Raw genomic sequence first — 20870 nt, 5'->3', positions numbered from 1 at the left:
AGAACCTCCGTTGATTGCAGCATCCTCCGCGGCTCCCCGGCGCGCGGATGCGCCAATTAACGGCCGAGCGGCTGAATGTATCCCGGCACGCAGTTATTTTTTTACCGCAAGCAACGAAAAAGGGGCGGTCGCCCGCCCCTTCCATCTTCCGCATTGAGAGCGGAGCTTACTTGATCGCCTTGTCGGTGATCGCAGTGGTGTAAGCGCCGCTCGCTTCCTTGCTGATGATCTTCTGGTCGAGCAGCGCCTTGGCGGTCCGCTCGTAAGCGGCCGGGATCAGCTTGCCGTCGGCATTGTCGACCAGCTTGGCCACTTCCTTCATCATGAACTTCTGGTGGTTCTCGTCCTGGCCGCCGGCGTCGACGACGATCTCGGCCGCCTCGTCGGTGTTCTCCGTGGCGTATTTCCAGCCCTTCATCGAGGCGCGCACGAAGCGCACCATCTTGTCCTCGAAGGCCGGGTCCTTGAGCTTGTCCTCCAGCGTGTAGAGCCCGTCTTCCAGAAGGTCGTTGCCCATCGCGGAGTAGTTGAACACGACCAGGTCTTCCGGCTTGTAGCCGGCGTCCAGCACCTGGCCGTATTCGTTATAGGTCATCACCGAGATGCAGTCGGCCTGCTTCTGGATCAGTGGCTGCACGTCAAAACTCTGCTTGAGCACGGTCACGCCGTCCGGGCCGCCATCGGTCTTGAGGCCGATCTTGTTCATCCAGGCGTAGAACGGATATTCGTTGCCAAAGAACCAGACGCCGAGCGTGTGGCCTTTGAAGTCGGCTTCCGTCTTGATCGGACCGTTCTTGGGGCAGACCAGCTCCATGCCGGCCTTCTTGAACGGCTGGGCGATGTTGACCAGCATCACGCCCTTGTCGCGGGCCGCCAGCGCGCCGCCCATCCAGTCGACGATGACGTCGGCGCCGCCGCCGGCGATCACCTGCTCGGGCGCGATGTCCGGGCCGCCCGGCTTGATGTCGACGTCGAGACCTTCGGCGTCATAGAAACCCTTGGCCTTGGCGACATAATAGCCGGCGAACTGGGCCTGCGTGACCCATTTCAGTTGCAGTGTCACCTTGTCGGCGGCCATGGCCTGGAAGGCGGCCAGCGACATGGCGCCGGCTAGAGCAGAAATCAGCAGTCTTTTCATCTTATTACCCTCTGAAGTTAGCACCCAAACCCACCGCCCCTATCCACCACGGACAGAGGGATGCCAAAATGTGACGGCTCTCTCGACGAGAGCGACCACGCCATAAAAGACCGAACCCGCAAGTGCTGCAACTGCGATTTCGGCCCACACCATGTCGATGTTCATCCGCCCGACTTCCGTCGAGATGCGAAATCCCATGCCGACCACAGGCGTTCCGAAGAACTCGGCGACGATGGCGCCGATCAGCGCCAGCGTCGAGTTGATCTTCAGCGCATTGAAGATGAAGGGCATTGCCGCCGGCAGCCTGAGCTTGAGCAGCGTCGGCCAGTAGCCCGATGCATAAGTGCGCATCAGGTCGCGCTCCATATGTCCGGACGCGGCAAGCCCCGCCACCGTGTTCACCAGCATCGGGAAGAAGGTCATGATGATGACCACCGCGGCCTTGGATGGCCAGTCGAAGCCGAACCACATGACCATGATCGGCGCGACACCGATGATCGGCAGCGCCGAAACCATATTGCCGATCGGCAGCAGCCCGCGCCGCAGGAACGGCACGCGGTCGGCGAGGATAGCGACAGTAAAGCCGGCGAGATTGCCGACGACATAGCCGATCAGCACCGCCTTGAAGATCGTCTGCCGCACGTCCGACCCCAGGATCGGCAGCGAGTTAGCGATGCGCGCGCCGATGGCGCTCGGCGGCGGCAAAAGAATGAAGGGGATGCCGGCGCCGCGCGTCACCGCCTCCCAGATGATCAGGATCCAGGTGCCGAAGATCGCCGGGATGATCAGGCGCAGCGCGTTCCTTGCGACGCTCCCGCTCGGACGCAACGAGGAGAGCAAGGCAACGCAGTGCCAGGCAAGCAGCCAGGCAGCGGCAAGCAGCAGGAAATATGGCGCCAGCGCCGTGCCCTCGAAACCGGCGATGCCCTTGACCAAGAGCCAGGCTGCGGCATGAGCGCCGACGAAGAGCACGATGGCCTCGACGACCGGCGTCAGCCTTAAGGTCGAGACCAGCGCCGCAATGAGCAGCAGCCCGATGATCAGCCCCTTGGCGCCCATATAGGGATAGGCCAGCGTTGCGGCCGGCTCCGCCAGCGCGGCTGCCTCCGGCTTCGTCATTGCGCCAAGCGCAAAGGCGATGAGACAAAGCAGGATTGCCAGCACCGCTTGCCATGATGGCTTCAGCCAATTCATGCCGGCCTCCCGCCCATGGCGCGGTCGACCAGGCGTCCGGCGATGCCCACGACCATCACCAGCAGCGCCGCGACGACGGACCCCGCGACAAGCGCCGACCAGATATCGATCGTCTGGCTGTAATAGGCGCCCGCAAGCAGCTTCGCGCCGATGCCGGCGACCGCACCCGTCGGCAATTCGCCGACGATGGCGCCGACGAGGCTTGCCGCCACCGCCACTTTCATCGAGGTGAACAGGAATGGCACCGAGGCCGGTACCCGCAGCTTCCAGAAGGTTTGCGAAGCGCTGGCATTATAAGTGTGCATCAGGTCGAGATGCATGAGCTCGGGCGAGCGCAGGCCCTTCACCATGCCGACGGCGACCGGGAAGAACGACAGATAGGTCGAGATCAGCGCCTTGGGGATCAGGCCGGTGATGCCGATCGCCGCCAGCACGACGATGATCATCGGCGCCACCGCCAGGATCGGAATGGTCTGCGAGGCGATGATCCACGGCATCAGGCTGCGGTCGAGCGTCGCCACATGCACGATGCCCACCGCAATGACGATGCCGAGCGCGGTGCCGAAGGCGAAGCCGAGCAGCGTCGAGGACAATGTCACCCAGGCATTATAGACCAGGCTGCGGTTCGACGTGACGGACCGCAGGAAGGTGTTTTGGAAGAAATTCACCGCCACCTGATGCGGCGCCGGTAGCGTCGGCTTCGGCTGCGACAGCGTTTTGCCGATGAACTCGACCGCCCCGGGCGTTTCGTTGGCCCTGCCGTCGAGATCGCGCTGGAACGGCGCATTGAGTATGACGGCGAACACATACCAGAGCACGACCACGCCGGCGAGGATGGTGGTGACGGGGACGATCTTGGAACGGAAGGAGTCCATCTAGCGCGGCTCCCCTCCTCTCCCCACCTGAGAGAGGGTGGCCGGAGCGAAGCGAAGGCCGGGCACGTTCGACTGGAGTGCTGCGGCGCTGGTATTTTTCGTCATCCTAGGGCGGAGCAAGGAGCGAAGCGACGCGGCGCAGACCCTAGAATCCATTCCGTTACCTCGACGCTCTGCAGCGGTGGAGGATGCGGCTCCCTGCGCCGCGCTCTGCGCGTCGGACATTCTCCGCCGCTTTGACCCTTCGGCCGAGGTCACGGCATTGATCCTAGGGTCTGCGCTCCGCTTCGCGTCGCTTCGCCCTAGGATGACGAAGGCGTAGCGGCCTCGTCCGCACTCATTCGCCATCGCCTCAGTCATCATAGCTATGCCCTGCCCTCAAGCCATCCCGCACCCGCGCGGCGATCGCCAAAAACTCCGGCGTCTCGCGGATGTCGAGCGGCCGCTCCCTCGGCAGCGTCGATTCAATGATGTCGGTGACACGGCCGGGCCGCGGTGACATCACCACGATGCGCGTCGACAGATACACCGCCTCGGGGATCGAATGGGTGACGAAGCAGATCGTCTTGTTGGTCCGCGCCCAGAGGTCGAGAAGCTGCTCGTTCAGATGGTCGCGCACGATCTCGTCCAGCGCGCCGAACGGTTCGTCCATCAAGAGCAGATCCGCATCGAAGGCGAGAGCGCGCGCGATCGAGGCGCGCTGCTGCATGCCACCGGAAAGCTGCCAGGGATATTTCTTCTCGAAGCCCGAGAGGTTGACGAGTTCCATCGTGCGCTTGATGCGCTCCGCCTGCTCGGCCTGGCTGAGGCCCATGACCTCCAGCGGCAACGCCACATTGCGCTCGATCGTGCGCCACGGAAACAAGGCGGCAGCCTGGAAGACATAGCCATAGGCGCGTTTCTCGCGCGCCTGCTCCGGCGTCATGCCGTTGACGGAGATCGTCCCGGCGGTCGCCTTCTCGAGATCGGCGATGACGCGCAGCAAGGTCGTCTTGCCGCAGCCGGACGGGCCGATGAAGGAGACGAATTCGCCCTTGCCGATGGTCAGATCGACATTGGACAGCGCCTGCACCGGACCGTCATTGGTTTGGAAGGTGAGGTCGAGCTTGCTTGCCGAAACGACGGCTGGCGGCTTTTCGGTCATCGGCTGCAGCCTGCCTTTCGCAGCCGCTGACGCGCTGTCCGCAATCCGGTTGATTTTATGATAGCGTTGCTTTGCACTCGTCCTGTCCCACCCGATCGACGCCGCCCGGAGCCTTGCCGATGTCGCCTAAACCCACCTGTCATCTCGTTCGCCCCGAAAGCACCTATCAGGGCAAGCAGGGGCTGAGCTATTTCGCCGGTATCGCGGCCGAGACCGTCGGCTCCTCCGGCATCTGCATGCATCTTCTCACCATGCCGCCCGGCGCGCGCGCCAAGGCGCATATGCATGAAAGCCACGAGACGGCGATCTACGTGCTCTCCGGCGAAGTCCACACCTGGTACGGCGACCGGCTCGAGCATCACATCGTCGTCAAGGCGGGCGACCTCTTCTACATTCCGGCGGGCGTGCCGCATCTGCCCGCCAATCTGAGCGGCGCCCCCTCTTCGGCGGTCATCGCCCGCACCGATCCCAACGAGCAGGAAAGCGTCGTCCTGCTGCCGGAGCTGGATGGCCTCGTCGCTTAGGGCATTTTGCAGCCAAGCGGCATCGCTTGGCGTCGCATAAATGCGGCCGGAACGAATACGTCTCACAGGAACGGACGGGATCGCCGTCATTTGCATCGCGCGACTTCGCCCATCACATTGCCGTCCTCGTCGGCCACGATCAGCTTCTTCGCGTTTTTCACGCTGCGCTTGATGATGAACTTGGCCGGCGCCTGCCCCTCTTCGCCCTCCGCCTCACATTTTGCCGTCACCGCCAGCGAACCATCGGCCTGCGTCTGCTTGTCGCTGAAGGTGCAGGCGCTGGCCGCCGTGATCAGTTCCTTGTCGGTCAGAAGCAGCATCTTGTCGGCAGCGACCTGCTGGCCGTTCCTGTTGATGCAGCCATATTTGTCGCCGTAAGGCTTGCTGAGGTCGATGCCGGCGGCATGAGCCTGGCCGGCGGCCAGCATCGCGGCCGCCGCGATCGCAAGATGAAGAGCCCGCATGGTCAGACCCCGGTGGCCGGAATGCCGGTTCGCTCCACCTTGCGCGGCGCGGAAATCTCCTTCCAGGTCGACAGCGCGCGGTTGACCGCGGCGTTCGGCTCGCGGGCGACGAACTCGCCATGGCCGACCTTGGCCTTCACGTCCGCTTCCTCGATCGAGAGTTCGCCGCGCGAGAAGACGAAGCGCGGCAGGCCGGTCACCTCGAACCCTTCGAAGACGTTGTAGTCGATCACCGACTGCTGGTTCTTGGCCGAGATCGTCTTGTTGCGCTTCGGGTCCCATACGACAATGTCGGCGTCGGCGCCTTCGACGATCGCGCCCTTCTTCGGGTACATGTTGAGGATCTTGGCGATGTTGGTCGAGGTTACCGCGACGAACTCGTTCATCGTCAGCCGCCCGGTGTTGACGCCTCGCGTCCACAAAACCGGCAAACGGTCTTCGAGCCCCCCGGTGCCGTTCGGGATCTTGGTGAAATCGCCGATGCCGTTGCGCTTTTGGCTGGTGGTGAAGGAGCAATGGTCGGTCGCCACTACCTGCAGCGAGCCGGCCTGCAGGCCGGCCCACAGCGAATCCTGGTGCCACTTGCTGCGGAAGGGCGGGCTCATCACGCGGCGCGCCGCATGGTCCCAGTCCTTGTTAAAATATTCGCTCTCGTCAAGCGTCAGGTGCTGGATCAGCGGCTCGCCATAAACGCGCATGCCCTTCTGGCGCGCGCGGCGGATCGCTTCATGGCTCTGCTCGCAGGAGACATGCACGACGTAGAGCGGCACGCCCGCCATGTCGGCGATCATGATGGCGCGGTTTGTCGCCTCGCCTTCCACTTCCGGCGGGCGCGAATAGGCATGGCCTTCGGGGCCGTTGTTGCCGGCGGCTAGAAGCTTTTGCGAAAGCGCCGCAACCACGTCGCCATTCTCGGCATGGACCAGCGGCAGCGCGCCGAGATCGGCGCAACGCTGGAACGACGAATACATCTCGTCGTCGTCCACCATCAGCGCGCCCTTATAGGCCATGAAATGCTTGAACGAGGTGATGCCCCGGTCGACGACTTGAGCCATCTCGTCGAACACCTGCTTGCCCCACCAGGTGATCGCCATGTGGAAGGAATAATCGCAGGACGCTTTCGAGGTCTTGTTGTCCCACATCTGCAGCGCTTCCAGCAGCGATTGCTGCGGCGCCGGCAGGCAGAAATCGACTACCATGGTCGTGCCGCCGGAAAGGGCGGCGCGCGTGCCGGATTCGAAATCGTCGGCCGAATAAGTGCCCATGAAGGGCATTTCGAGATGGGTGTGCGGATCGATGCCGCCCGGCATGACGTAGCAGCCCGTGGCGTCGAACTCATGGTCGCCGTGCAGGTTGGAGCCGATGGCGACGATCTTGCCATGCTGCATAAGCACGTCGGCCTTCCACGTGCGATCGGCGGTGACGACGGTGCCATTCCGGATGACTTTGGTCATATCTGTTCCCCTGTTCATTCGCGCTTCTTTGCGAGCGGCGTTGCGAGGTGATTGATCTAGTCGGTCATTCGACGATCCCCGCCGTCTCCACCACCGCGTGGAACAGCACGTCGGCGCCCGCCGCCGCCCATTCCTTGGTGATCTCCTCGGCCTCGTTGTGGCTGAGGCCGCCGACGCAGGGGCACATGACCATGGTCGCCGGCGCCACCTTGGCCGCCCAGCAGGCGTCGTGGCCGGCGCCGGAGATGATATTCATATGGCTGTAACCGAGCTTTTCGGCGGCTGTGCGCACGCGGCCGACCAGCGTCGGATCGAAGGTAACCGGGTCGAAATGGCCGACCGCCTCGACCGAGCATTTCACGCCGAGCGCCTCGCAGATCTTCGGTGCTTCCTTTTCGATGCGGGCGCGCATGCCGTCGAGCTTGGCCTGGTCCGGCGAGCGGATGTCGACGGTGAAGATCACCGTACCCGGCAGGACGTTCCGGGAATTGGGCGAGAACTTCACCTGACCCACCCCGCCAACGGCACCCGGCTGGTTTTCCATCGCGACCGTCTGCACCATCTCCAGGATGCGCGCCATGGCAAGGCCTGCATTGACGCGCATGTTCATCGGCGTCGAGCCGGTATGCGCTTCCCTGCCGGTCAGCGTGAACTCCAGCCACCACAGGCCCTGGCAGTGGGTCACGACACCGATTTGCTTGTTCTCGGCTTCGAGGATCGGCCCCTGCTCGATATGATATTCGAAATAGGCGTGCATCTTGCGCGCCCCGACCGTCTCGTCGCCCACCCAGCCGATCCGCTTCAGCTCGTCGCCGAAGGTCAGGCCGTCGAGATCCTTGCGGGCATAGGCATATTCCTGGGTGTGCACGCCGGCGAACACGCCCGAGGCGAGCATCGCCGGCGCGAAACGAGCGCCCTCCTCGTTCGTCCAGTTGGTGACGACGATCGGGTGCCTGGTCTTGATGCCGAGATCGTTGAGCGAGCGCACCACCTCCAGGCCGGAAAGTACGCCGAGCACGCCGTCATATTTACCGCCGGTCGGCTGGGTGTCGAGATGGGAGCCGACATAGACCGGCAGCGCGTCCGGATCGGTGCCGGCCCGCGTCATGAACATGGTGCCCATCTGGTCCACGCCCATGGTGAGCCCGGCCTCATCGCACCAGGACTTGAACAGCTCGCGGCCTTGCTTGTCGGAATCGGTCAGTGTCTGGCGATTGTTGCCGCCGGCAATGCCGGGGCCGATCTTCGCCATCTCCATGATGGAATCCCACAAGCGGTCTGAATTCACTCGCAGGTTTTCGCCGGGTGCGGCCATTTGCGGTTCCCATTTTCACCAGGGGTCTTGTCGCCCCTTGAGTGGTTTGCATCCTGACCGTATGGTCAGCTTTCAGACTACACAAGCTGACCAAGCGGTCAACGAGAATCTTGGGGGAGACATGACCGAACCCACCCGTCCCATGCGACGCCAGGATATAAGGCGGGAGAATGAAAAAGCCATCCTGCTCGCCGCCGAAAAGGTGTTTGCGGAAGCCGGGTTCGGCGGCGCCACGATGCAGCTGATCGCCGATCTGGCGGGGCTGCCGAAGGCAAATCTCCACTATTATTTCGCCACCAAGGAAGAGCTCTACCGGTCCGTCGTTCAAAACATTTTCGAGATCTGGCTGCAGGCGGCCAATTGCTTCGACGCGGCGCGCGGCCCGGTGGACGGCATCAGCGCCTACATCGACGCCAAGATGGAAATATCGCGTCGCCACCCAGACGGCTCGAAGGTCTGGGCCTCGGAAGTGATGCACGGCGCGCCGGTGCTTCAGGACTATATGGAATCGACGCTGCGCGAATGGACCGACGGCCGCGTCGAGATCATCAGGCGCTGGATCGAGGAGGGCAAGATGGACCCGGTGGACCCGCGTCATCTGCTTTACATGCTCTGGGCCACGACCCAGCATTACGCCGATTTCGGCCACCAGATCGAGACGCTGAACGGCGGCAAGTCGCTCTCCGACCGGCAATGGCGGGAAGCCAAGGAACACATCAAGCGGGTGATCCTGACCGGCATCGGCGCGCAGCCTGCCTGATTGACTGCCATCGCAACAAACGATCGGTCGGTGCGACCCGCCGACCTGCCTGCGTGCTTCGCAGGCTCGTGCTATTCCTTCAATTCATCGAGGAACATTTGCGCCAGCCGCGGCTCCCCTGGCCGATTAGGCCCGCGTTCCGTCCTCAGTTCAGCCAGTCGTTGCATGGGCGCAAACAGGTCGACAAAACCCATTTCTTCCCGAACCGCGACAAGCTCGTCGCCTATCGCGGCGAGCCGCTTTGCACTTTCCGGCAAATACCGGCTTTCAAGAGAGGCGGGAAGCGTTCCTTCGTTCTGGCCGAACAGTCCCCATCTGCCATCCGCGCAGTCGCGAAGCGCAACCAGCAAGGCAGCGGAATAGGCAGCCTCAAGAGACTGCCTTTCCTTTTCCAAAGCCGCTTCGCGCTTGGCAGAGACCATTCCCGGAGCTCCTAGTCGATCGACCTCAGCACCTCACGCACATGGTCGATCAGCTCGTTGATCTGGCCCTTGCTGATGATCAGCGGCGGCGACAGCGCGATGATGTCGCCGGTGGTGCGGATCAGCGCGCCGCGTTCGAACGCCTTGACGAAGGCCGAGAACGCCCGCTTGGTCGGGCTGCCGGCGATCGGCGCCAGCTCGATCGCGCCGATCAGACCGATGTTGCGGATGTCGATGACATGCGGTTCGCCCTTCAGCGAATGCAGCGCGTCTTCCCAGTAAGGCGCCAGCTCCTCGCCGCGCGTCAAAAGGCCCTCTTCCTTGTAGGTGTCCAGCGTGCCGAGCGCCGCGGCGCAGGCGATCGGGTTGCCCGAATAAGTGTAGCCGTGGAAAAACTCGATCATGTGCTCCGGGCCGGTCATGAAGGCGTCGTGGATCTCCTTCTTGACGAACACCGCGCCCATCGGGATGACGCCGTTGGAGACGCCCTTGGCGGTGGTCATGATGTCCGGGGTGACGCCGAAATAGTCCGCAGCGAACGGCGCGCCGAGGCGGCCGAAGCCGGTGATCACTTCATCGAAAATCAACAATATGCCGTGCTTCGTGCAGATTTCTCGAAGTTTCTGCAGATAGCCCTTCGGCGGCAGGATGACGCCGGTGGAGCCGGCGACCGGCTCGACGATGACGGCCGCGATGGTCGAAGCATCATGCAGCGCAATCAGCCGCTCGAGATCGTTCGCCAGTTCCGCGCCATGTTCCGGAACGCCCTTCGAGAAGGCGTTCTTCTCCGGCAGATGCGTATGCGGCAGATGGTCGACGCCGCCGAGCAGCGTGCCGAACATCTTGCGGTTGGAGACGATGCCGCCGACCGAGATGCCGCCGAAATTCACGCCGTGATAGCCGCGTTCGCGGCCGATCAGGCGGGTGCGCGAGCCCTCGCCGCGAGCGCGGTGATAGGCGATCGCCATCTTGAGTGCGGTATCCACCGATTCCGATCCGGAATTGGTGAAGAAGACATGGTCCATGCCCTTGGGCGCGATATCGACCAGCCGGTTCGCCAGCTCGAACACGATCGGATGGCCCATCTGGAAAGCCGGCGCGTAGTCGAGCTCGGCAGCCTGGTTCTGGATGGCCTCGGTGATCTTCGGCCGGCAGTGGCCGGCGTTCACACACCACAGGCCCGCAGTGCCGTCGAGCACCTTGCGGCCGTCGCTGGTGGTGTAATGCATGTCCTTGGCGGACACGAACATGCGCGGCGCCTGCTTGAACTGGCGGTTTGCCGTGAACGGCATCCAGAATGCGCTGAGATCGTTCGGCGTGACTTTCAGCCGGTTGGACATGACCAAGACTTCCCCTTGTAAGCGTGTTTCGGTGCGGCCAACGCTTGGTCTTCGCTGCGTTTTCGTGCTAGGCAAATTTTGACCGGTTGGACAAACGTTAGCACCGCCTGTCGGCGGACAAGGGATTACTAGCGGAAATGCGGCATAAAAAGCGCGCTCCACAGCCCAAGGAAAAACTGGTCCAGACAATTGGTCCAGCGAGCTCGCGCGAAGACGGATGACGGCGGCGATGGAAGGCTCCGCTCCCCGCCGCACCCGCATCCAGCAGGAAAAGCGCGAGCTGATCCTCGAAGCCGCGCTCGAAGTCTTCTCCGCCAACGGTTTTCGCGGCTCGACCATCGATCAGATCGCCGAGGCCGCCGGCATGTCGAAGCCCAACCTTCTCTATTACTTCCGCCGCAAGGAGGACATTCACGAGACGTTGATGCAGCGCCTGCTCGACACCTGGCTGGCGCCATTGCGCGAGCTTGACGACATCGGCGATCCGCTGACGGAGCTCAGAAGCTACATCCGCAGGAAGCTTGAGATGGCGCGCGACTTTCCGCGCGAAAGCCGGCTGTTCGCCAACGAGATCCTGCAGGGCGCGCCGCGCATCAAGCCGATGCTGGAGGGCGAGTTGAAGACCCTGGTCGACGAGAAGGCCGCCGTCATCAAGGGCTGGATGCGCGCCGGCAAGATCGCCCGCACCGACCCCTGGCACCTCATCTTCTCGATCTGGGCGACGACGCAGCACTATGCCGATTTCGACGTCCAGGTGCGCGCCGTGCTCGGCGCCGACCGCGGCGGCGACGGCCGCTTCGAGGACGCGGCCCGGTTCCTGGAGCAGTTGTTCCTGGATGGGCTGAAACCGAAGGGCTAGCGCCGACAGGTGGACCCGTATGTGGGGCCAACTTTTGCTGACCTTGGAGATTGGCCGAGGCGCCCATCACTTCGTCATCCACGGGCGGAGCAAGGAGCGAAGCGACGCGGCGCAGACCCGAGGATCCATTCCGTGACCTCGGAGCGTCCAGAATTCTGCTCCGCTGCACCCTTCGATTAAGGTAACGGAATGGATCCTCGGGTCTCCGCGTCCGCTTCGCTGCCGCTCCGCCCGTGGATGACGAAGCTGGGGGGCTGCCGCCAGCCAGCCTCACGCGCTGCGTTTCTGGACCGATTGTGCATCCAACAATTTCTGCAGCTTCGCTACCGAGTTCTGCTCGGCAAGCGGCGTGTAGACGATCAGCCGCATATCCGAGCCATCGTCGATGGACAGGCTCATATGCTCGAACGTCATCGCGCCGGCGATCGGATGCCGCAGACGCTTCAGGCCGGAGAGCCGGTGCACCACATCGCGCTGCGGCCACCATTCGCGGAACTCGGGGCTTGCGCGCATCATCAACTCGATCAGCCGTTCGAAATCCGGATCACCGGTGTATGTCGCGCTCTCGGCGCGGAACGCGGCAAGGGTCGCGCGCGCCAGCTGCTCCCAATCCACCAAAAGGTGGCGCCGGTGCGGATCGGTGAACACGCCGTGGATGATGTTGCGGGCATCGCCCTCCAGCAGGCCGTAATCACCGAAGATGGCGACGGCCGCGTCATTCCATGCCAGCACGTCCCAGCGCGGGCCGACGACATAGGCGGGCTGCAGGACCAGGCTCTGCAGCATGTGCAGCAACGGTCCTTCGACCTTGCCCTGCACGATGCGCCGCCGCTCCGGCTGCTGGCGGCCAGCGAGCGTGAACAGATGCCGCTGCTCGGCGGCGTCGAGCCGCAGCGCCTGGCAGAGAGCCGACAGCACCTCGACCGAAGGCCGCACGTCCCTGCCCTGCTCCAGCCAGGTGTACCAGGTCGTGCCGACGCCAGCGATCATCGCCACTTCCTCACGCCTCAGTCCGGGCGTGCGCCGCCGCGCGCCGCAGGCGATGCCGGCGGTATCAGGCGAAAGCCTCTCGCGACGGGAACGCAGGAAGGCGCCGAGCTCGCGCCGGCGGTGATCTTCGGGAGAATGGGCGATGGCATCCATGCGCCTATTATAGCAGTACCGATACCAGGATAAAGTTTGAACTGTTTGAGATACGCGCCGTGTCCCATCTTTCCGTTCAGAGCAGCGCAAGGAGGCTCTGAACGTGGAACTCAAGGACAAGACAATTCTCGTCACCGGCTCGACCGATGGCGTCGGCCGCGTGGTCGCCGAGCGGCTCGGCGCCGGCGGCGCCCGCGTGCTGGTGCATGGCCGCGACGAAGCCCGCGGCAAGGCGACCGTGGCCGCCATAGAGGCAAAAGGCGGCAAGGCGGAATTTCTCCCCGCCGACCTGGCCTCGCTTGCCGAAGTGCGCCGCCTCGCAGAAGCGGTGCGCGCAAGGACCGATCGGCTCGACGTCCTGATCAACAATGCCGGCCTCGGCACCGGCGGCCAGGCCGCCAGCCGGCAGGTCAGCGCCGACGGCTATGAGCTGCGCTTCGCCGTCAACTATCTCGCCGGCTTCCTGCTGACGTCGGAGCTCTTGCCGCTCATCAAGGCCAGCGCGCCGGCGCGCATCGTCAATGTCGCCTCGGCCGGCCAGCAGGCGATCGATTTCGACGACGTCATGCTGACGCGAGGCTATAGCGGCGTGCGCGCCTATTGCCAGAGCAAGCTGGCGCAGATCCTGTTCACCATCGATCTGGCGGAACAGCTCGACGGCACCGGCATCACGGTCAACGCCTTGCATCCGGCAAGCTATATGGACACCACCATGGTCCGGCAGGCGGGCGTCACGCCGTGGAACTCGGTCGAGACCGGCGCCGACGCCATTCTCAACCTGGCGACGTCGCCGGCGCTCGAAGGCCGCAGCGGCCTTTACTTCGACGGCCAGCGTGAATCGCGCGCCGACGCCCAGGCCTATGACGAGAAGGCCCGCCGCCGGCTGAGAGACCTCAGCCTCGAATTGGTCGGGCACGCATCTTCAGCATCAAGGGAACGACATTCATGAACGAGACTATCGAACATTGCGTTATCATCGGCGGCTCGTCCGGCATCGGCCTTGCGACGGCCAAAAGGCTGGTCAGCCCCACGATGAAAGTCACGATTACCGGCCGTAACGAGGAGAAGCTGAAGAGCGCCTGGAAGAGCCTCGACGGCACCGTCGGCGAGGCCGCCTTCGACGCCGCCAGGCCCGACGAGGTCCGGAATTTCTTCGAGCGCCTCGGGCCGTTCGATCACCTGGTTCTCGCCGCGAGCGGCGGCAAGGGCCTGGGACCGTTCGCGACGCTCGACCTTGCCGATATCGGCAGCGGCGTCGATGAAAAGGTTCGGCCGCAACTCTCCTGCCTGCAGGCGGCCCTGCCGACCTTGAACAAAGCCGGATCGGTGACTTTCATCTCGGCCGTCTCGGCGCAGATTGCCGCGCCCGGCGTGGCCGGCATCGGTGCCATCAACGGCATGCTTTTGACCGTCGCGCCGATCCTCGCCGTCGAGCTGAAGCCTTTGCGCGTCAACGTCGTGGCGCCCGGCGTCATCGACACGCCCTGGTGGGACTTTTTGCCGGACGACCAGCGGCAGGTGGTGTTTGCCGAATATGCGGGCAAGACACCGGTCGGCCGCATCGGCCGCGCCGAGGACGTCGCCGAAGCAATCGCCTTCCTGGTTTCGAACAGCTTCATGACCGGTCAGGTGCTGACCTGCGACGGCGGTCTGCGCTACGCGGCCTAGCCCGAACGCTCGCGGCCGCGGCAGCGCGGCCGCCTACATGCCCTGCGCCACCAGCGCCAGGAACCCACCGGCCAAGGCAACATTGCTGACGACGCCGTTGAGGCGGGAGGCGCGGTCCGCGCCTTGATGGTCCCAGAAATTGTGGAACATCGGCGTCGCGACGATGAGGAAGACGATCAGCGCGGCTGCCGCCAAAGCGGTCCAAAGGCCGGCGATCACCAGCGCGCCGGCCGCGATCTGCAGCACGATGCCCAGCCACAGAGCGAGCGTGGCCTGTGGGACACCACGCGCGGCCATCAGCGAGGCGACCAGCTTTCTGTTCTGGATATTGCGCAGGCCGGCAAAGACGAAGGCGCCGCCGAGCAGCAGCCGCGCCACGGCCAGAATCTCGCTCTGGGAATTCTCAAACATGCCGTTGATCCTCAAAATGAAGAAGCGTGGGCCCGTCACAGGCCCACGCTGTCGTCGGATAAACTCAGGCGGCCTTGGCTGCCGGCATCGGATGGATAGCGTGGAAGGGAATGCACAGCCGGTTCCACGTGTTGATCATGCCGAGCGCGACCGAGAGCTTGACCAGTTCCTCTTCCGAGAAATGCTCAAGCGTGCGGGCGTAGAGCTCGTCCGATACGCCTTTGTCGGCGATCAGCGTCACGGCCTCGGTCCAGGCCAAGGCGGCGCGCTCGCGCTCGGAAAACAGCGGCGATTCCTTCCAGGCCGCGACGAGATAGAGCCGGGTTTCGCTCTCGCCGTCGCGCCTTGCCTCACGGCTGTGCATCTCAACGCAGTATGAGCAGCCATTGATCTGCGAAGCCCTGAGCTTGATCAGATGCAGCAGGCTCACTTCCAGCCCGCATTCGTCGACGGCCTTGTTGAGCGCCGACACCGCCTTCATGATTTCCGGCGCCTTGGCAAAGAACTGCAGTCTCGGTTTCATCGTCTTTTTCCTTTCTCGCTTGGGTGGTTTGGAGGTTCAAATCTGCTTCGGTGAAGCGGATTTCTGCGGCCGCTGGTGGCGCTCGACGAAGGCGCAACTCGCGGCATAGGATTGCGGATCGCCTTCGGCCGCGTACTCCGCCACGATATCGGACAGCTTCACTTCGGCGAGCGCCGCCCGATAGGCGCGCTCGGCCTTGAGCATCGCGACATTGATGCCGCAGGGCTTCACATAGGCGGAGGCATCGAGCTTGACCGGGCCGCGCTGGCGGATCTCGCCGCAGCGAAAGGCGGGTTCCCTGCCCTCCACTGCAAGCACAATGTCGAGCAGCGTGATGCGCTCGGCCGCCCGCGCCAGCCTGTAGCCGCCCGCCGGCCCCGGCACCGATTCCAGGATGCGCGCCGCCGTCAGTTGATTGAGATGTTTCAGGAGATAGCTCGGCGACAGACCAAACGCCTCGGCCAATGCAGCCCCCGGCATGGTGCTGTTGCCATCGACCCTGGCCAGCGTTGCGGCGCAATGGATGGCCGCTTCAACACCTTCTCCGAGCTTCATCGTGCTGATCTCCAATTCATGGATATCTTTTATCTTGGATATGTCTTATCTGCAATAAAAAAATGGAGGTACGCTCTGTTCGCGATGGCTCCGAGCGCTTGAGTTCCTCGCACCCCGCGAAGCGGGGGAGAGGTGGCCCGGCGAAGCCGGGACGGAGAGGGGGACGACCTCTGTGAGGTCAGAGCCGGTGAAGAATGAGGTGTTAGCAAGATAAACAGGCGGTCAGGAGCCTGGGACTAGTTCCCAGCCGTCCCGAAGACCCCTTTCCGTCCCGGCTTCGCCGGGCCACCTCTCCCCGCTGCGTGGGACGAGGAACCTAAACTCTGCGAAGGCAACCTTACTCCGCAGCCACCTTGGCCATCGGATTGTTGGGGTGCGTGGTCCAGTTGGCGTAGATCTGCGACACCGGCAAACCGGTGCGCTGGTCGAGCACGCCGGCGGCCAGCGGCTGCATGGTGATGCAGCCCTCCACCGGGCAGACATTGACGCAGAGATTGCAGCCGACGCATTCGGCTTCGATCACCTCGAAATGCCTCACACCGTCGACCATGCTGGTGATCGCCTGGTGCGAGGTGTCCTCGCAAGCGATGTGGCAACGGCCGCATTTGATGCATGCGTCCTGGTCGATATGCGCCTTGGCGACATAGTTGAGGTTGAGATACTGCCAGTCGGTGACGTTGGGCGTGGCGCGGCCGATGATGTCGGAGAGCGATGCGTGGCCCTTCTCGTCCATCCAGTTCTCCAGCCCTGCGATCATCTCCTGCACGATCTTGAAGCCATAGGTCATCGCCGCCGTGCAGACCTGCACATTGCCGGCGCCGAGCGCCATGAATTCGGCGGCGTCGCGCCACGTGGTGATGCCGCCGATGCCGGAGATCGGCAGGCCGTGCGTTTCCGGATCGCGCGCGATCTCGGCCACCATGTTCATGGCGATCGGCTTCACCGCCGGGCCGCAATAGCCGCCATGCGAGCCCTTGCCGTCAATGGTCGGCTGCGGCGCGAAACTGTCGAGATCGACGCCGGTGATCGAGTTGATCGTGTTGATCAGCGACACCGCGTCGGTGCCGCCGGCATGCGCCGCCCGCGCCGGCTTGCGGATGTCGGTGATGTTGGGCGTCAGCTTGGTGATGACGGGCATGCGCGTGTACTGCTTGCACCAGCGCACCACCATTTCGATATATTCCGGCACCTGGCCGACCGCCGAGCCCATGCCGCGCTCGCTCATGCCGTGCGGGCAGCCGAAATTGAGCTCTATCCCGTCGGCGCCGGTCTCCTCGACCAGCGGCAGGATCGCCTTCCAGCTTTCCTCCACGCAGGGCACCATGATCGAGGCGATCAGCGCCCGGTCCGGCCAGTTCATCTTCACCTGCTTCATCTCGCGCAGATTGGTCTGCAGGTCGCGGTCGGTGATCAGTTCAATGTTGTTGAGGCCAAGCAACCGACGGTCGGCGCCCCAGATCGCGCCATAGCGCGGGCCGTTGACGTTGACGACCGGCGGGCCCTCTTCGCCCAGCGTCTTCCACACCACGCCGCCCCAGCCGGCCTTGAAAGCGCGCTCGACATTATAGGCCTTGTCGGTCGGCGGCGCCGAAGCCAGCCAGAACGGGTTTGGCGACTTGATGCCGATGAAATTGTTGCGGATGTCTGCCATGCTCATGCCCTCCCGTTAGAGGTCAGTGCCCGGTGGATGCTCTCGGCCGCGTCGCGCCCTTGCGCCACTGCCGAAACAGTCAAATCGTCGCCGCCGAAGATGCAGTCGCCGCCGGCCCAGACCTTGGCCAGCGAGGTGCGCCCTTCGGCATCGACCTTGATACGGCCGCCTTCGAGCTCGATCTGTTCCGCGCTGCCGTTGAGATGCGCCGGCACGAAGCTCTGGCCGATCGCCTTGAACACCTGATCGGCATTGAGCCGAAGCATTTCGCCGGTGCCGATAAGCTTGTCGCCGCTCATCGCAGTGTATTCGAGCTCGATGGCCGATACCTTGCCGTTCTCGGCAATGACGCGCTTCGGCTGCAGCCAATGGCGGATGGTGACGCCATTGGCGGCGGCCAGATCCTGCTCGAACTCCGACGCGTTCATGTGCTCCTGGCCGCGCCGGTAGCAGATCGTCACCTCTTCCGCGCCGAGCAGCTTCGACTGCACCGCGGCATCGATCGCCGTCATACCGCCGCCGATGACGACGACGCGCCGGCCGACCGGCAGGCTGGAGAGATCGCTCGCCTGGCGCAGTTCGGCGATGAATTCCACGGCGTTGGCGACGCCACCGGCATCCTCGCCCTCGGCGCGCAGCGCGTTGACGCCGCCAAGCCCCATCCCGAGGAAAACCGCATCATAGTTGCGGATCAGGTCGGCAAGTTGGAAGTCGCGGCCGAGCGCCTTGCCGTTCTGGATGTCGATGCCGCCGATCGAAGTCACGTAGTCGACCTCGGCCTGAGCGAAATCGTCGACGCTCTTATAGGCGGCGATGCCATATTCGTTGAGGCCGCCGGCCTTGGGCCGCGCCTCGAGGATGGTCACGTCATGGCCGTGGCGGGCAAGCCGATGCGCCGCCGCCAGCCCCGCCGGGCCGGCGCCGACCACGGCGATGCTCTTCCCGGTCGGCTCGGCGCGCTTGTAGAACTGCTTGCCCTCGCTCATCGCGACATCGGTGGCGTAACGCTGCAGGCGGCCGATCTGCACCGGCTTGCCTTCGGCCACCTCGCGCACGCAGGCCTCTTCGCACAGCGTCTCGGTCGGGCAGACGCGAGCGCACATGCCGCCGAGGATGTTCTGGTCGAAGATCGTCTTGGCCGAACCCAGGGGATTGCCCGTCGCGATCTGCCGGATGAACAGCGGGATGTCGATCGAAGTCGGGCATGCGTTCATGCACGGCGCGTCGTAGCAGAAATAACAGCGATCGGATTCTACCAGCGCCTCGTGGTGGTCGAGCGGCGGATGCAGGTCGGAAAAGTTGTCGGCATATTGTTCGGAAGACAGCCGGCCGCCGGCTATGCCCTCGATGAAATGACCAGTCGCCATTCCAGTTCCCCTTGTTGTCGTTTTGGGGAAGGCTAGCACGTTTTATTTTTTTATCAATTGGTCAATTTTCTGCCAAGTCGCTGTATTGGTTCAGTAAAACATGACAAATGAAGTCATGTTACGACCACCTCGAAAACCTCCGCGGTGTCGTGGCTTGTGATCCTGCGGCCGTGGATCGACCGAATCTCGTCCGCCACCAGCTCCTGCAGCCGCCACAGATTGCGGTCATGGATGCCGAAGGTCTCGAGATGGCTGACGGTGTTGTAGAGATATTCGGCGCCGGAGCCGACATGGCCGCAGGCACGTGCCAGCACCCATGCCACTTTCTCCAGCGGCTGCCCGAGAGACGTCCCCCTGCCTGTCACGCCGACCCAGAAGCCCAGCGCCCGCAGCCGGCCTTGCGCCGTGCGCACCGGAACCCATCTGACGGAGGCAACGGCCTCGTGATCGTCGATCTCGCGTCGCAACAACCTTTCGATCTGGGCGGCCTTGTCACCGTCCGGCAAGCGGTAGATCACGCCGTCGCAGCGTCCGCCGCGTTCGAGCGCCATCATCAGTCCGGGCTGCTCGGCGCTGCCTCTCCAGCGCACGAGATCCAGGCAGAAGGAGCGATGCCAGCCATGCGCCGAAGCGCGCTGCTGCTCGACCGACTCGAAGGCCGGTTTCCAGATCAGCGAACCGTAGGCGAAACCCAAAGCGGTCCCGCGTCGGCTTCGCCGGCGAGGCGCGTGGCAAGCGCGCGGAAATCGTCGTCGCTGAGCTGGGTCCACTCCCCGCTGGGACCGGGGTCGATCTCCTCCCGGTGGCACAGAGCGACAAGCTCGGGCGTGAGCGACATCTGGCGCATGGAAAAACGCGTACCCCTCTTTGAAGGCAGCAAAGTCGAAAAGCGCCGGATACGCAAGATCATTGGCCTGATGCACCGCACAGAAGTGTGCAGCGGTTCTGGGACAACGACTGCATCAAAACAAAGACTTAAAGCGCGCCGCTTGAATCCGTTTCAGCGCGACGCGCTTTAGGTGTGTTGAGATTCAGGGTCAGGCCAAGCCGAAAATGGTGGCTTTCGAGAACCGGAGCGGAGCGGACATTCGGGTCCGTGAGCACCGGAAGCGCAGAAAACCATCATTTTCGGCTTGGCCTGACCCTGAATCTCAACACACCCTAAGCCGCTTGCCGTCCTCGAATTCTGGCCCAGATGTCGGATTTCTGGCGCCAGGATCGTCCTAGGATGAATCGAACCGCGATCGCTGCCCGAACCGTGAGGAGACCGACCATGCCGAAATCCCCGCAGCCTTTCTTCTGGTACGAGTTGATGACCACCGACCTCGACGCCGCCGAGGCTTTCTACACCGCCGTTGTCGGCTGGAAAGCCGAACCCTTCGACAAGGCGCCCGGCATGCCCCGCTACATCGTGGTGAATTCCAGCGTACGCGGCGTCGGCGGGCTGATGACGATGCCGGAGGAGCCCGCCAAGATGGATATGCCGCCGGCCTGGATGGGCTACATCTACACCAAGGACGCCGACGCCTCGACGCAAGCGCTCAAGGACGCCGGCGGTGCGGTCCATCGCGCGCCGGACGACATTCCGGGCGTCGGCCGCTTCGCCGTCGTCGCCGATCCGCAAGGAGCTTCCTTCATGTTCTTGCAGCCCAACCAGCCGGAGCAGCCGCCGGTGCCGGCGACCACGCCCGGCCATGTCGGCTGGCATGAGCTCTACACTTCGGACTGGAAAGCCGCTTTCGATTTCTATTCCAGCCAGTTCGGCTGGGAGAGTGCCGGCCAGTTCGACATGGGCGAGATGGGTATCTACCAGACCTTCGGCGCCGGCCCCGAATCCGGCGGCGGCATCATGAACAAGCCGCCGCAGATCCCGGTTCCCGTCTGGCAGTTCTATTTCAACGTCGACGCCATCGACGCCGCTGCCAAACGCGTCACCGACAATGGCGGCAAGGTCATCATGGGTCCGATGGACGTGCCGAGCGGTCAGTGGATCATCCAGTGCCAAGACCCGCAAGGCGCGCATTTCGCTTTGCTGGCGCCGGCACGGTAGCAGTGCCTACCTG

General features: G+C 63.7%; 22 protein-coding genes and 1 pseudogene. 7 read left to right on the top strand and 16 right to left on the bottom strand.

Going from position 1 to position 20870, the window contains the following annotated elements; translation table 11 throughout:
* Window positions 1–166: 166 nt before the first annotated feature.
* The 4 genes from LB553_RS22010 to LB553_RS21995 all read right to left on the bottom strand — a co-directional run bounded on the left by LB553_RS22010 (window position 167) and on the right by LB553_RS21995 (window position 4351).
* Window positions 167–1138 carry an ABC transporter substrate-binding protein gene (locus tag LB553_RS22010; protein WP_095768959.1) on the bottom strand — a complete coding sequence of 324 codons (972 nt, stop codon included), beginning with the start codon at window positions 1136–1138 and terminating at the stop codon, window positions 167–169.
* 39 nt (window positions 1139–1177) lie between these two features.
* Window positions 1178–2332: an ABC transporter permease gene (locus LB553_RS22005; protein WP_224516403.1), complete on the bottom strand. Its 1155-nt coding sequence runs from the start codon at window positions 2330–2332 to the stop codon at window positions 1178–1180.
* Window positions 2329–3207: an ABC transporter permease gene (locus LB553_RS22000; RefSeq protein WP_224516402.1), complete on the bottom strand. Its 879-nt coding sequence runs from the start codon at window positions 3205–3207 to the stop codon at window positions 2329–2331. The genes LB553_RS22005 and LB553_RS22000 overlap by 4 nt, the downstream gene beginning before the upstream one ends.
* A 352-nt stretch (window positions 3208–3559) precedes the next feature.
* Window positions 3560–4351: an ABC transporter ATP-binding protein gene (locus LB553_RS21995; RefSeq protein WP_224516401.1), complete on the bottom strand. Its 792-nt coding sequence runs from the start codon at window positions 4349–4351 to the stop codon at window positions 3560–3562.
* Window positions 4352–4470: 119 nt separating this feature from the next.
* Between LB553_RS21995 and LB553_RS21990 the strand changes: the two genes are divergently transcribed.
* Window positions 4471–4875, top strand: a complete 405-nt coding sequence (locus LB553_RS21990; protein WP_095815694.1) for a cupin domain-containing protein — start codon at window positions 4471–4473, stop codon at window positions 4873–4875.
* Window positions 4876–4961: 86 nt separating this feature from the next.
* Here LB553_RS21990 and LB553_RS21985 read toward each other — a convergent pair whose 3' ends face one another.
* From LB553_RS21985 to LB553_RS21975, 3 genes are all read right to left on the bottom strand, one after another.
* A complete protein-coding gene (locus tag LB553_RS21985; protein ID WP_224516400.1) occupies window positions 4962–5339 on the bottom strand; it encodes a hypothetical protein in 378 nt (125 codons plus the stop codon).
* Between the two features lie 2 nt (window positions 5340–5341).
* Window positions 5342–6793 (bottom strand): dihydropyrimidinase, encoded by a 1452-nt coding sequence (gene hydA, locus LB553_RS21980; RefSeq protein WP_224516399.1) that lies wholly within the window; start codon window positions 6791–6793, stop codon window positions 5342–5344.
* Window positions 6794–6857: 64 nt separating this feature from the next.
* Entirely contained in the window at window positions 6858–8108 is a 1251-nt protein-coding gene (locus tag LB553_RS21975; protein WP_224516398.1) for a Zn-dependent hydrolase, read from the bottom strand.
* Window positions 8109–8229: 121 nt separating this feature from the next.
* Between LB553_RS21975 and LB553_RS21970 the strand changes: the two genes are divergently transcribed.
* Window positions 8230–8868: a TetR/AcrR family transcriptional regulator gene (locus LB553_RS21970; protein ID WP_224516397.1), complete on the top strand. Its 639-nt coding sequence runs from the start codon at window positions 8230–8232 to the stop codon at window positions 8866–8868.
* A gap of 71 nt (window positions 8869–8939) precedes the next feature.
* Here LB553_RS21970 and LB553_RS21965 read toward each other — a convergent pair whose 3' ends face one another.
* A complete protein-coding gene (locus LB553_RS21965; RefSeq protein ID WP_224516396.1) occupies window positions 8940–9290 on the bottom strand; it encodes a hypothetical protein in 351 nt (116 codons plus the stop codon).
* Between the two features lie 11 nt (window positions 9291–9301).
* The gene (locus LB553_RS21960) at window positions 9302–10630 is read right to left on the bottom strand and encodes an aspartate aminotransferase family protein (protein ID WP_224516395.1); all 1329 of its coding nucleotides are present in this window, start codon (window positions 10628–10630) and stop codon (window positions 9302–9304) included.
* 229 nt (window positions 10631–10859) lie between these two features.
* On the opposite strand from LB553_RS21960, the gene LB553_RS21955 reads away from it, so the two are divergent.
* Window positions 10860–11489 (top strand): TetR family transcriptional regulator C-terminal domain-containing protein, encoded by a 630-nt coding sequence (locus tag LB553_RS21955; protein ID WP_095769027.1) that lies wholly within the window; start codon window positions 10860–10862, stop codon window positions 11487–11489.
* A gap of 270 nt (window positions 11490–11759) precedes the next feature.
* Here the strand turns inward: LB553_RS21955 and LB553_RS21950 are convergent, their stop codons facing one another.
* Window positions 11760–12632, bottom strand: coding sequence for a helix-turn-helix transcriptional regulator (locus tag LB553_RS21950; RefSeq protein ID WP_224516394.1), 873 nt, complete (start codon window positions 12630–12632; stop codon window positions 11760–11762).
* 103 nt (window positions 12633–12735) lie between these two features.
* On the opposite strand from LB553_RS21950, the gene LB553_RS21945 reads away from it, so the two are divergent.
* The gene (locus LB553_RS21945; RefSeq protein WP_224516393.1) at window positions 12736–13581 is read left to right on the top strand and encodes an SDR family oxidoreductase; all 846 of its coding nucleotides are present in this window, start codon (window positions 12736–12738) and stop codon (window positions 13579–13581) included.
* Window positions 13578–14300: an SDR family oxidoreductase gene (locus LB553_RS21940; RefSeq protein WP_224516392.1), complete on the top strand. Its 723-nt coding sequence runs from the start codon at window positions 13578–13580 to the stop codon at window positions 14298–14300. Before LB553_RS21945 ends, LB553_RS21940 begins: the two co-directional genes overlap by 4 nt.
* Window positions 14301–14333: 33 nt before the next feature.
* Here the strand turns inward: LB553_RS21940 and LB553_RS21935 are convergent, their stop codons facing one another.
* The 6 genes and pseudogenes from LB553_RS21935 to LB553_RS21910 form a co-directional block, all read right to left on the bottom strand.
* Entirely contained in the window at window positions 14334–14711 is a 378-nt protein-coding gene (locus tag LB553_RS21935; protein ID WP_224516391.1) for a DoxX family protein, read from the bottom strand.
* A 64-nt stretch (window positions 14712–14775) separates the two neighbouring features.
* Complete coding sequence (locus LB553_RS21930; protein ID WP_224516390.1) at window positions 14776–15234, bottom strand: carboxymuconolactone decarboxylase family protein; 459 nt, start codon at window positions 15232–15234, stop codon at window positions 14776–14778.
* Between the two features lie 36 nt (window positions 15235–15270).
* A complete protein-coding gene (locus LB553_RS21925) occupies window positions 15271–15789 on the bottom strand; it encodes an RrF2 family transcriptional regulator (protein WP_224516389.1) in 519 nt (172 codons plus the stop codon).
* 337 nt (window positions 15790–16126) lie between these two features.
* Window positions 16127–17440: an NAD-dependent dihydropyrimidine dehydrogenase subunit PreA gene (gene preA / locus LB553_RS21920; RefSeq protein ID WP_224516388.1), complete on the bottom strand. Its 1314-nt coding sequence runs from the start codon at window positions 17438–17440 to the stop codon at window positions 16127–16129.
* A 2-nt stretch (window positions 17441–17442) separates the two neighbouring features.
* A complete protein-coding gene (locus tag LB553_RS21915) occupies window positions 17443–18807 on the bottom strand; it encodes an NAD(P)-dependent oxidoreductase (RefSeq protein ID WP_224516387.1) in 1365 nt (454 codons plus the stop codon).
* Window positions 18808–18920: 113 nt separating this feature from the next.
* Window positions 18921–19654 (bottom strand): annotated as a pseudogene (locus LB553_RS21910) (gamma-glutamylcyclotransferase).
* On the opposite strand from LB553_RS21910, the gene LB553_RS21905 reads away from it, so the two are divergent.
* Window positions 19635–19826 (top strand): hypothetical protein, encoded by a 192-nt coding sequence (locus tag LB553_RS21905; protein WP_224516386.1) that lies wholly within the window; start codon window positions 19635–19637, stop codon window positions 19824–19826. The pseudogene LB553_RS21910 and the gene LB553_RS21905 sit on opposite strands and share 20 nt — an antisense overlap.
* Before the next feature lie 254 nt (window positions 19827–20080).
* On the top strand, window positions 20081–20857 hold the full coding sequence (locus LB553_RS21900; RefSeq protein WP_224516385.1) for a VOC family protein: 777 nt from the start codon (window positions 20081–20083) through the stop codon (window positions 20855–20857).
* Window positions 20858–20870: the final 13 nt, after the last annotated feature.

Source organism: Mesorhizobium sp. CA8 (assembly GCF_020164955.1).
Classification (GTDB): Bacteria; Pseudomonadota; Alphaproteobacteria; order Rhizobiales; family Rhizobiaceae; genus Mesorhizobium.
Note: the sequence above shows the minus strand (reverse complement) of the source record. Positions and strands in the feature narration are given on the sequence as shown.